The organism is Proteus vulgaris (assembly GCF_023100685.1).
Taxonomy (GTDB): domain Bacteria; phylum Pseudomonadota; class Gammaproteobacteria; order Enterobacterales; family Enterobacteriaceae; genus Proteus.
In genome coordinates, this window is sequence record NZ_CP090064.1 from 3,191,687 (window position 1) to 3,204,338 (window position 12,652).

The 12,652-nt window shown below is 38.6% G+C and carries 10 protein-coding genes; all 10 read left to right on the top strand.

Annotated features, from left to right (window positions below; translation table 11 throughout):
* Positions 1-16: 16 nt before the first annotated feature.
* The 10 genes from tssC to LW139_RS15315 all read left to right on the top strand — a co-directional run bounded on the left by tssC (position 17) and on the right by LW139_RS15315 (position 12,549).
* Positions 17-1,564 (top strand): type VI secretion system contractile sheath large subunit, encoded by a 1,548-nt coding sequence (gene tssC, locus LW139_RS15270; RefSeq protein WP_166540609.1) that lies wholly within the window; start codon positions 17-19, stop codon positions 1,562-1,564.
* 12 nt (positions 1,565-1,576) lie between these two features.
* Positions 1,577-2,914 (top strand): type VI secretion system baseplate subunit TssK, encoded by a 1,338-nt coding sequence (tssK, locus tag LW139_RS15275; RefSeq protein WP_166540608.1) that lies wholly within the window; start codon positions 1,577-1,579, stop codon positions 2,912-2,914.
* Positions 2,911-3,579 carry a type VI secretion system protein TssL, short form gene (gene tssL / locus LW139_RS15280; RefSeq protein ID WP_227335863.1) on the top strand — a complete coding sequence of 223 codons (669 nt, stop codon included), beginning with the start codon at positions 2,911-2,913 and terminating at the stop codon, positions 3,577-3,579. Before tssK ends, tssL begins: the two co-directional genes overlap by 4 nt.
* Positions 3,579-5,297: an OmpA family protein gene (locus tag LW139_RS15285; RefSeq protein ID WP_227335864.1), complete on the top strand. Its 1,719-nt coding sequence runs from the start codon at positions 3,579-3,581 to the stop codon at positions 5,295-5,297. The genes tssL and LW139_RS15285 overlap by 1 nt, the downstream gene beginning before the upstream one ends.
* 22 nt (positions 5,298-5,319) lie before the next feature.
* Positions 5,320-5,811 carry an Hcp family type VI secretion system effector gene (locus LW139_RS15290; protein ID WP_023583757.1) on the top strand — a complete coding sequence of 164 codons (492 nt, stop codon included), beginning with the start codon at positions 5,320-5,322 and terminating at the stop codon, positions 5,809-5,811.
* A gap of 342 nt (positions 5,812-6,153) precedes the next feature.
* Complete coding sequence (tssH, locus tag LW139_RS15295) at positions 6,154-8,826, top strand: type VI secretion system ATPase TssH (protein WP_247850159.1); 2,673 nt, start codon at positions 6,154-6,156, stop codon at positions 8,824-8,826.
* Between the two features lie 24 nt (positions 8,827-8,850).
* A complete protein-coding gene (locus LW139_RS15300) occupies positions 8,851-9,369 on the top strand; it encodes a DUF3304 domain-containing protein (protein WP_247850160.1) in 519 nt (172 codons plus the stop codon).
* A complete protein-coding gene (locus tag LW139_RS15305; RefSeq protein WP_247850161.1) occupies positions 9,354-9,884 on the top strand; it encodes a DUF3304 domain-containing protein in 531 nt (176 codons plus the stop codon). Before LW139_RS15300 ends, LW139_RS15305 begins: the two co-directional genes overlap by 16 nt.
* The gene (locus tag LW139_RS15310) at positions 9,869-12,112 is read left to right on the top strand and encodes a T6SS phospholipase effector Tle1-like catalytic domain-containing protein (RefSeq protein ID WP_247850162.1); all 2,244 of its coding nucleotides are present in this window, start codon (positions 9,869-9,871) and stop codon (positions 12,110-12,112) included. Before LW139_RS15305 ends, LW139_RS15310 begins: the two co-directional genes overlap by 16 nt.
* A complete protein-coding gene (locus tag LW139_RS15315) occupies positions 12,112-12,549 on the top strand; it encodes a hypothetical protein (protein ID WP_247850163.1) in 438 nt (145 codons plus the stop codon). The genes LW139_RS15310 and LW139_RS15315 overlap by 1 nt, the downstream gene beginning before the upstream one ends.
* Positions 12,550-12,652: the final 103 nt, after the last annotated feature.

Below are 12,652 nucleotides of genomic sequence, written 5' to 3' on the forward strand. Positions count from 1 at the left end.
TTATCATTACAGGATTATGCTTATGTCAGTGAATAGCGAAAGTATTTCAAAAAGTACAACAACTGTACTTGATGAGCCCGCCAATAGCGGTGTTTACGCCTCTCTCTTTGAGAAAATCAATCTCACTCCTGTTTCTCAGGTGAGCGATATTAATATCTTCCAAGACAATAGTGCTCTGGCTGATACAACTGCAAATGAACGCGTTACTGTTGCAGTTCAAGTTTTTCTCGATCGTTTGAAATCTTCAGGCCAAAAGGTTGAACGTTTAGATAGAACTCTACTCGATCACCATATTGCAGATTTAGATAGACAAATTAGTGAGCAACTTGATGAAGTCATGCATCATGCCGATTTCCAAAAAATAGAATCAGCATGGCGTGGACTAAAATTCTTAGTGGATCGCACTGATTTTCGCCAAAATGTGAAAATCGAATTACTCGATGTAGCCAAAGACGATTTACGCCAAGATTTTGAAGATTGCCCTGAAACTATTCAAAGTGGCCTTTATCACCATACGTATATCGAAGAATATGATACTCCCGGTGGTGAGCCTATTGCAGCTATTGTCTCTAATTATGAGTTTGATCGTAGCCCACAAGATATTGCGTTATTACGTAATATTGCAAAAATCTCAGCGTCCGCACATATGCCATTTGTTGGCTCTGTTGGCCCTGCATTTTTTGGTAAAGACTCTATGGAAGAAGTCGCTGCCATTAAAGATATCAGCAACTATTTTGACCGTGCTGAATACATCAAATGGAAATCTTTCCGTGACTCTGACGATGCCCGCTATATTGGTTTAACAATGCCTCGCGTTTTAGGCCGCCTTCCTTATGGTCCTGATACCGTTCCTGTACGTAGTTTTAATTATATTGAAGAAGTAAAAGGCCCAGATCATGAAAAATATTTGTGGACAAATGCAACCTTTGCTTTTGCTGCAAATATGGTTAAAAGCTTTATTAATAATGGTTGGTGTGTACAAATTCGCGGCCCTCAAGCTGGCGGAGCTGTAAAAGATTTACCTATTCATCTTTATGATTTAGGCACAGGAAGTCAGGTCAAAATTCCATCTGAAGTCATGATCCCTGAGACACGAGAGTTTGAATTTGCCAACCTCGGTTTTATTCCATTGTCTTACTATAAAAATCGTGATTATTCTTGTTTCTTTTCAGCAAACTCGGCTCAGAAACCCGCTATTTATGATACCGCTGATGCAACTGCAAACAGCCGTATTAATGCGCGTTTACCTTATATCTTCCTACTTTCACGAATTGCTCATTATTTAAAATTAATTCAGCGTGAAAATATCGGTACTACTAAAGATCGCCGTTTATTAGAGCTCGAATTAAATAATTGGGTTCGTGGTTTAGTTACTGAAATGACTGATCCAAGTGATGATTTACAAGCTTCTCACCCACTGCGCGATGCCAAAGTCGTTGTAGAAGATATTGAAGATAATCCAGGATTTTTCAGAGTGAAACTGTATGCCGTTCCTCACTTCCAAGTAGAAGGAATGGATGTAGATCTCTCGTTAGTATCTCAAATGCCAAAAGCGAAAGCATAAGGTGAAGCACGGATGAAAATATACCGCCCCCTCTGGAGTGATGGGGCCTTTTTGGCTCCTCAGCAATTTCAACAACAAGCAAGATGGGATAGCTATCTCATTAGCACAATCGCCAATATGACGATTGCATCAACATGGGGCGTGATTTGTGCTGAATTTGATGAAAGTGCTTTAACGATTTCACGCCTTAGCGCACAAAAATTAATTGTGCGTTTTCCTGATGGAACACTGATCGATACGACACTGGCTGACAATTTACCGCCAGTCAATGAACTCAGCCATTACTCTCAACATCAAACACTTGATATCGTTCTTGCCTTACCTTTATTGCAAGCCAATGGTGGCAATCTTATGCAAGAGGGTCGCTCTGATAGACCACAACAGTTCTATCAAGAGTGGATGAAAGTCCAAGATTTAGTTGGTCAAGAACAAACGGATATTGCCGTATTACGCCACAGTATTACTTTGCGCTATGCCCATGAAGAAAACAGTGCATATATGACTTGTCCCGTTGCTCGATTAATTCGCAATGCACAAGGTGCATGGGAAATAGATAAGCATTTTATTCCTCCATTATTAAGTTGTAGTGCGAGCGCTGAATTAACCATATTGTTTTCAGAATTCATGCATCGCTTAGTCGCAAAGCGCCGTCGCCTAATGACTATGCGTCGCGAAAATAATGAGCAAATGGCAGATTTTGCGGTTGCTGATGTCTCGCTTTTTTGGCTACTAAATGCGATTAATAGCGCTGAACCAGTATTAAGCGAATTACTATCATCAATGGGTCGCCACCCAGAGCTTCTTTATCGTGAATTAGTACGTTTAGCTGGGGCACTACTGACATTTTCACTCGATCATGAAAATGGTGATATTCCTCTTTATCAACACGCTTTTCCTGAACAGGTTTTTCCACCGTTATTCAATTTACTTAACACCTTATTAGAAGCAAGTTTACCTTCTCGTGTGATTAGTATTGTGCTTGATAAAGAAGGGCCTTTCTGGCGTGGTGAATTGCATGATCCTCGCCTACGCGAAGACGCTGATTTCTATCTTTCAGTACGTTCTGCATTGCCAGCTCACTTGTTGATCACTCAATTTCCATTGCTTTGTAAAGCAGGCAGTAATGACGATGTTGCTAGTGTCGTTAACGTGGCGCTTAACGGTATTCCATTACAACCATTAACGCATGTTCCTGCCGCTATCCCTCTACGTTTAGAAAACCACTATTTTGCGCTTGAACTCAATAATTCAGCAGGCCAAGCCATGTTGTCTTCAGGTCATTGCGCCTTTTATGTACCGGGAACATTAGGTGAAATTCAACTCGAACTTTTTGCGGTGCTTCGATCATGATGACTAATTCAAGAACAGTTAAAAATAACCTGATTGATGTGCTTTTTGCTGATACTTGGTTAATGGTATGTCAACTACGTCAAGGAGCTGAAATTACTGATGGGAAAACCTTCTATCGACGCGTTTGCGAACATATTGACAAAACACGCCAAAATCTCACTGAAAAAGGTTACTCACAATCTGCCATTGAAAACATGCTTTATGCACAGTGTGCCTTAATTGATGAAAGCGTGATGAATCGGACTGAGCGTGATGATGGCTACTTACAGTGGATACAATCTCCATTACAAGCCAAATATTTCAATACGTTAGAAGCTGGAGATAAGCTTTGGGATAGATTACGTAATCTATTAAATGAACCAGCACCAAACCATGATGTGCTTATCTGTTTTCATCGTGTTATTACGCTTGGTTTTGTTGGCAAATATCGCCAAACCGATGCTCCAGAGCGAGAAAAAATAATTGAGTTACTTAATACCCAACTTCCCACTTATGCCCTATCAAGTGATTTACCTTTAGTAATGAAACCCAAAAACCGAATGAATCGTCGTCACCTATATTGGCTAGGGTGGTTAGGCGGATTTATCGTGATTGCAGCATTGTGGTGGGGCTTTTCTGTGTCATTAGAACATTTACTTCAACAATGGGTAATTCAAGGAAAGTGATGCAAAAAAACAGGATAAAACAGTGTATTACATTGTTTTCAGCAAGCTTACTATTATGGTTAATTTGGGGATTTTGGTCTTTTGGTAAAGAGATCTCTTTTTTCCTGACGGCGTTTATTTGTATTGTCACACTCTCTTTATGTATTTGGTTTTTCCGCCAACAAAAAAGTATACCTTATCTTAAAGATACTCAAACAAACCAACTTCCCCCTGAAAACTACCAAGGTGATGTTGTTATTGTTTGTGGACAATCACAAGCTCTTTTTGAAGAAAATCAAACTTATCGAGAAACAGCTAAAGGCTGGTATATCCGTGCGTCATCGCCAATTGATTTGATTAACATTACTCAGCATATTAGTGATGTTTCACCTACTCAATTTAACCGTTTATCGCTGTTATATTCTCTCTTACCAGAACAGTTATCACAATTAGAGGAAGTTACCCAAGACACATTAAATTGGCGTAGAGCTATTAATGAATGTAATAAAAAAGCGAGCAAATCCCTGCCATTTTGGGTGACTCTTTATCTTAATTCTCCCATTGATTATCTAAATTCACATCTTGATGACACTACACCATGGATCATTCACTTAAAAGATCAGCAAGAATTACTCGTTGTTTCTGATAACTTAGCAACACAGCCTATTTCAAAATGGTTATCACAAAACATTAAGCACGTTGAACATCAACTCACTATGGCACTCTGGATTGATCAATTACTTGCTTGGTTAAAAAATACGTTTATTCCTCTGCTTACCATTGCTCAATCTGGTGCTCCAAGTCTTATTCCTGTGGCCTGGGCAATGCAATTTACGACCGTACCTACCATTTCAGATAACAGCTGGGCTCAATTTATTCATCATAAAACCACATTATTCCCATCTATTACTAAAGCCCCCAATCAAAGTGAAGAATTACCATTACCTGATGTTCTGATTAATAAATTCACCCACGATGTTAACTTACTGCAAATAGAAAACACCTTTGGTGTTGTTGGCATGATCTGTGGATTATTTCTTATTGGAGCAATATCAGGAAGTTATCATCATAACAAACAGCTAATTTATGATATAGGTAATGATATTCATCACTTTAAAAGTATTACTGATGAAAACTTAGAACCTAAAAAAGTAGCTTATAAACAGCTACTTTCAGATGCAGCTTTTCTTTCTCATTGGCAACGAGAAGGTATTCCTGCTCGTTACTCTTTAGCGTTATACCAAGGTAATAACATATTGCCTTATTTGCATACTTTACTCAGTTCATGGTCCCCACCACTGCCACCAGCTCCCATTATTGTGCAAGAAGTCCCTGAAATGGTGACTTTAGATAGTCTTGCTCTCTTTGCTTCTGGTCAATACGAATTAAAAAATGAAGCCACCAAAGTACTTGTTGATGCCCTTATCAATATCAAAGCGAAACCGGGTTGGTTAATTGTTATTTCAGGGTACACCGACAACACAGGTAACCCCGATTTAAACCAAAAACTTTCTCTTAAACGAGCTGAAGCTGTGCGCGACTGGATGATTAAAACCAGTGATATCGCACCTTCTTGCTTTGCAGTGCAAGGATATGGTCAGCGCCAACCTGTTGCAGATAACTCAACACTCGATGGACGTGCTCGTAATCGTCGAGTTGAAATTCGCCTGATACCTCAAGCCGATGCTTGTCAGGTATTAGCTGATGACCTTACGCCACTGAAGGATGGTGGCAACTAAACCTTAGAAAGGAGATGTAATTATGGCTATTCCTGTATACCTCTGGTTAAAAGATGACGGTAATGCGGATATCAAAGGTTCTGTTAATGTTCAAGATCGTGAAGGCAGTATTGAAGTCGTCGCTCAAGATCACAACTTGTACATTCCAACAGATAACAATACCGGCAAATTAACCGGTACACGTATCCATACTCCATTTATCTTCGTAAAAGAAATTGATGCATCCAGTCCGTATTTATACAAAGCAGTTACAACTGGGCAAACCTTGAAAAAGGCAGAGTTTAAGTGGTATCGCATCGATGATGCAGGCCAAGAAGTTGAATATTTCAACACTACGCTTGAAAACGTCAAAGTCGTAAAAGTGGCTCCTAAGATGCACAACATCAAAGATCCAACTAAAGAAAAACACAATCACCTTGAAGAAGTTGAATTGCGTTACGAAAAAATCACTTGGACTTACAAAGACGGAAATATCATTCATTCAGATTCATGGAATGAACGCGCCACTGCGTAAAACCAAAACAAACAGGCGGTTAACCGCCTGTTTTAACTACCAATTATTGTAAAGCACCACAACTCAAAATTTAACAAATAAATACTCTAAATAGTTCAAGGCATAGCAAGATCACTATTTAAAGCACAACGAGCAAATACTCTAAATAGTTCGAGATGTAGCTAGGCGACAAATGAATGAGTTGCTAGGAGCATACAAAAGTATGTGGCTAGTGCGAATGAGCATAGCCAACAACGCTACAACTTGAAATATGACAAGTATACCTTATGAGCCTCGGTCTATGGCTAAGGGCGGTAGCGTACCTAAATTCCCTCAATAGGGACTTCATTACTGGGAGAAAATATGGAAAATCAATCTGTCATGCTATTACGTCGCTTAAATCCTTATTGTGCAAAAGCGCTGGAAGCGGCGGCCTCATTATGCCAAACCCGTGCCCATGCAGAAGTCACTATTGAACACTGGCTATTAAAAATTCCAGAACTTGGCGAAAGTGATATCACTGTATTAGCACGTCGCTATGAATGGGATTTATCTGCACTTTGGCAAAGCTTACTTGATGCGATTGATAAATTGCCCCGCTCTGTACGTAGCCGACCTCAATTATCCAAATCCTTACTAGAATTAATTAAAAATGCATGGGTAATTGCTTCTCTTGATGAAGATATCGAACAAATTCGCAGTGTACATTTATTACACACAATGACAAAACAACCTGCATTAGTTCCACTCGATGCACTTTGGCCTTTAATGACATTAGGTGAGACACAACTACAACGATTAAGACCTCTACTTGATGCTCAATCTGATGAAAGACCAGAAATTCAGCAGTTAGCTTCACATAATCATTTACCTGAAGCCCCTCTTACTCAACATAATGAAACCAATACTCCATCCTCAACGACAGATAACGCCATTATTGGTCACACTCTTAGTGATGCATTACAAGCAGTATTAAATAAATTCACTCTTGATGTGACAGAAAAAGCACGGCTGGGTGAAATTGATCCTGTCTTTGGTCGAGATGACGAAATTCGTCAAATGGTCGATATTCTCTCTCGTCGTCGTAAAAATAACCCTATTCTTGTTGGAGAGCCTGGTGTAGGTAAAACCGCACTTGTTGAAGGATTAGCATTACGTATTGCTGAAAAAAATGTTCCTATCAGTTTACAAACTACCTCATTACGCACTCTAGATTTAGGTCTATTACAAGCGGGGGCGGGAGTAAAAGGTGAATTTGAACAGCGGTTAAAAAACGTTATCGATGCCGTTCAACAATCACCCACACCAATTCTACTTTTTATCGATGAAGCGCATACCATTATTGGTGCAGGTAATCAAGCTGGTGGTGCTGATGCCGCTAACTTATTAAAACCCGCATTGGCTCGCGGTGAATTACGGACTATCGCAGCAACCACTTGGTCAGAATACAAACAATATTTTGAACGTGATGCCGCATTAGAACGTCGTTTTCAAATAGTTAAAGTTGACGAGCCTGATGATGAAAAAGCCTTTTTAATGTTACGAGGATTAAAATCTCGTTATGCCAAATATCATGGCGTACACATTACTGATGATGCAGTAAAAGCCGCCGTCACTTTATCTCGCCGTTATTTAACAGGTCGCCAACTTCCTGATAAAGCGGTGGATTTACTTGATACAGCAAGTGCGCGTATTCGAATGAGTTTAGACACCTTACCTGAAGAACTCACTCGCATTAAAGCCAAGCGTTATGCACTTGAACTAGAACAAAAAGCAATACTTGATGACATCACTATTGGTAATTTAACCAATCAAACCAAGTTATCTGATTTATCTTCTCAAGATGCCCAATTAGCACTTCAACTTGAAGCCTTAGAACAGCGTTTTGAGCAAGAAAAAGAGATTATCTGTCAGCTAATTGAAAGCAGACAAGATCCCGAAAATACCGAAGCATCGGCACAGTTACAGCAACAACTCTCACAATTACAACAAGAAGCACCACTTTTAAATCCTGATGTAGACGTTCGCACAGTGGCAACGGTTATTGCCGATTGGACAGGTGTTCCACTTTCAAGTCTTCTTAAAGATGAACAAATCGGCCTATTAGAGCTAGAAAGTAACTTATCAAAATATGTTGTTGGACAAGACAGTGCTTTACTCGCGTTAGCACAACGTCTGCGTGCATCGAGAACAGGATTAGTGTCTGAAAACGGCCCTCAAGGGGTATTTTTATTAGTGGGTCCAAGTGGTGTAGGTAAAACAGAATCTGCCATTGCGCTGGCAGAATGTCTGTTTGGCGGTCAAAAATCCCTAATCACTATTAATATGTCTGAATATCAAGAAGCACATACTGTCAGCCAATTAAAAGGCTCGCCTCCAGGTTATGTCGGATACGGTCAAGGTGGCGTATTAACTGAAGCCGTAAGAAAACGGCCTTATAGCATTGTGTTATTAGATGAAGTTGAAAAAGCACATCGCGATGTACTCAATCTTTTCTATCAAGTATTTGATAGAGGCTTTATGCGTGATGGTGAAGGCCGTGAAATTGATTTTCGTAATACCGTTATTTTAATGACTGCAAATTTAGGCAGTGATGATTTAATGCAACAACTGGAAGAGTCACCATTAAGTACAGATAGCGATTTACAAGAAACGCTTCGCCCTATTTTACGTGACCATTTTCAACCCGCACTACTGGCTCGTTTCCAAACATTAATTTACCGTCCTCTTGATGCAACGGCACTACGTATTATTGTTGAGATGAAATTAAAAAATGTGATCAAGCGACTTTACACTCACTATCGATTAACAGGTATTGTTGAAGAAGCCCTCTACGACACCATTGTAGATGCCTGTTTATTACCCGATACAGGTGCGCGAAATATCGATAGCCTGCTTAATCAACAAATTCTCCCTATTCTTAGCCAGCAACTCCTTCTACGCCAAGCCAATGCTGAAAAATCACGATATGTTATTTTAGGTTTTAATGAAGAAGAAGGTATTACGTTGAGTTTTAGTGATGAGTTGCCAAACTAACAATAACTAAGATCTATCGCCAAAATGACTCGTAAAACGCTCACTATAATTATTTTCACATTCATCGTTATTGTGGTGAGCTCACTGTTGTTTCCCAAGAAAAAACCACAAGATGACTACCTTGCTGGGAATTTACACGGCTTTAATCATGTCAAAGGTACTTCTGTAAATTGGTTTATGGTCAATGGCTATTATGGCAAAGGGGGTGGCGGGACTTGTTGTATTGTCGTGCCCGCCAAGTGGACGCCGAATCAATGGGTCAAAGTGGAATGGGAAGTCGATCCCAATGCTTACCCTACAGATTCACCGGGTGTGACAGATCCCAAATTTGATGCTTATATGAAAAAACACGAAGCAAATTATCGTCGCTATAGCAAAATGGTAGAAATCCCCGAATACGATGAGCCTTGTAGTGTCAAAGTCCATTTTCTCCCTTGCCAAGAAGTAAAAATTAGCCTGTCTTGTTATTCCCCTTGGCTTCCCGAATATCCAATAAAAGAACCATTAGAAATGGAGGAGCCTGCAATATGCTCGAAAAAATAACCCGTAAAAAAGTTATTGTCGTGGGTGTTATTCTTGCCATTGTTGCCGTGAGTTCACTGTTTTTCCCCCAAAAAAAACCACAAGATGACTACCTTGCTGGGAATTTACACGGGTTTAATCATGTCAAAGGTACTTCTGTAAATTGGTTTATGGTCAATGGCTATTATGGCAAAGGGGGTGGCGGGACTTGTTGTATTGTCGTGCCCGCCAAGTGGACGCCGAATCAATGGGTCAAAGTGGAATGGGAAGTCGATCCCAATGCTTATCCCGGTGATATTCCCGAGTTTAGCGATCCTTACTACGATGAATATATGAGGCTACATGAGGCCAATTACCGTCGTTATAGCAAAATGGTAGAAATTCCCGAATATGACGACCCCTGTGATGTCAAAGTGCATTTTCTTCCCTGCCAAGAAGTCAAGATCACCTTGTCTTGTAAATCATGGGGACACCCTGACTATCCAGTCAATGAACCCGATGATATGGAGGAACCAGAAACATGTCCAAGCAAATAAACTCCATTTTTATTGAAACTATAGAAGCAGAAGCCACTAAAGCTATTTCAACCATAAGATCTCAAGGTGATCCTTGTTGGGCTCCCCCCTTATTTCCTAAAGATGGGCGCTTAAAACTTACTCAGAAACAAATTCGTAATAATCATGAAAAATTAACAAATAAAGAAAAGGAATATTATCAAAACGCTAAAAAACAAAAAAAAGCGTTATGTTGTAAAACATTACACGTGAGTTTATTTTTTGATGGTACTAATAATAATAATTACAATGATACTAAAGCATCAACTCCACCACATCCCTCTAATGTTGCTAAGCTTTATCATGCCTCTTCTCCTGAAAAGAATGAAGTTAAGAATAAGGGTTTCTATAGTTATTATATTCCTGGTGTTGGTACCCCTTTTCCAGATATCGGCACTGATGAGTACTATTCTGATGGATTAATTTTTGCAACCGGTGGCGAAGCTCGAATAAGTTGGGGATTAATTCAAGTTTGTGATGCAATTTACCATGCAGTAACAGGTGATGGTCTCTCTTTAGCAGATAAACGAGACCTACTTAAAGAAATGAGTACAGATTTAAATTTTGAATCAATGATAAATACCGATCTAGACTCTACGGATATTTTTTATGGCGTGACTGGAGCCGTCGCTATGGGTAGTCTAGGGTTAATCGTTGGTTCCGCATATAGTAAATTTAATAAAACCTATAATCCCGTCAAACCGTTAAACGATTTACTTAAACCGCTAAAATGGAAAATATCTAAAGTAAAACCGCATATTGTCGCTTTAAAAATTTACGCTTATGGATTTTCTCGAGGTGCAGCAGAAGCACGTACTTTTGTTTACTGGCTTAATCAATTTTTAAATTATCATTTTGAAGAGTTACCTCACGCATGGAAAAAACCGTGTCCTTTGGGAACCATTTATAGTTTACCTGTTTCCGTTGAATTTCTAGGCTTATTTGACACTGTTGCTGCGGTGGGATTAGCTAATGTTATCCCTGGCGCTACGGGACATAATGGCTGGGCAAGTGGTACACAACAGTTGCCAAAGTCATCACTTGTCAAAAATATTTGTCATCTTGTTGCTGCCCATGAACAGAGACAATGTTTTACTGTTGACTCAATTAGAACACCTGAAGGCCATTATCCCTTGAATTCTGTTGAAGTCATTTACCCAGGAGTACACTCTGATATTGGTGGAGGTTATCCACCAGGCGACCAAGGTAAAGCAAGGAATCACCATAAAGAATTATTATCACAAATCACATTACATGATATGTATGCAGCAGCAATCGATGCAGGAGCACCATTAGCGATTAGAGAAGATATTCTTATACAATTACCAGAAATTAAAAATGAATATTCTTTCCGGATAATATCTCCATCAGCTCTAAAAGAATTTGCAATATCAGAAGATTTAGTAGATAAATTTAACTCTTGGCGAAACTATACTTTACCTGAACAGCCTGCTTTATCTAATCATATTACTGCTACTAGTAATGAAACCTTATGTTTTATACCTCCACGTTTTGTAACGAGTACTTTAGAATATGCTATGGAAATTCAGCTTATTTTAATCACAGCCTGGAGAATTGGCCGCTATGGTACAAAACAAAGTGAAAAAATTAATTTAACGTATCAACCATTTTTTACAAATGCACCGCAACACCCTGACATTTCAGTCGAACCTTATGATGCTAAATTTTCAAGACAAGCTACAGCGGTGTTAGCTCTAGAATATGAGAAAAAAGCAAAAGATATCGCTGAGAAAACATCACTCAGAGATAAAGAAAAAAAGACAATAACTGGCCTTTCTAATTGGAAACCAAGTGATAAAAATATAGGGCCACCACTTTTTGATGCAACAAATGCTAGAGGTCAGTTATGGGAGGCATCTTTAGAATTTAAATTTGAATTAGAAGATTTAAAAGGAGTATCCAGACCTACGCCTCTAATAAAAATAAACCAAAAATCAAAAGTAGAATGTCAACAAGAAGCACAATGGTTTAAAAAAGTGCATGGTGAAGGATCATCAATATATCAAACACATTTAGAAAACTGTAAAAATGATCCTGAAGTTATTTTTCCATCTGATGTTATATCTCAAGCAAATTTACTAAACGCATTACAATCTGCTAATAAGTATGTCTACATAGCGACAACTCAAGATGAAAGACAAGAATATCTAAGTTTAAAGCGATTAGCAGTACCATATTTAGAAAAATAATGTCTTTATCAATGAGAAAAACAACTCAAGATGTAGACCTTAAAAATGTTATTAATTTGCTTGATGATCAAATACATGATTCCCGTGCATGGTTTATGCACTCAGAGAGTGGACTTCGAGAACCTTTTAGCAGTTATTTTTTATCAAGAATGATCTACTTTGGTCATAAATCAAATAAATCTATGCAATTAATTATGCAACCTGAAGGAACATCTAGTTATTTAGATACAATAATACTACTAGGTATAGCATATAAACCTTTATATGGAATTATATTTGTAGATTTATCGACAGGAAAAGAAGCTCCTATAGATATAGCTAAATTTCCCCCTCCAACATATTATTTAGTTGATCAAATATCAGAACTTATTAAGCAACAAAAAAAAGAAGAATTAAATAATACTATGCAAGATTTACAAGTAATTATTGAAAAATAATATCTACAATTATTAAACGTTATTATATCAATTAAAACTCCTTCACAAGGATAAACACCGAAAGTTTGTTAATAATAAACAAACGGGATGTGTTTGTATAACT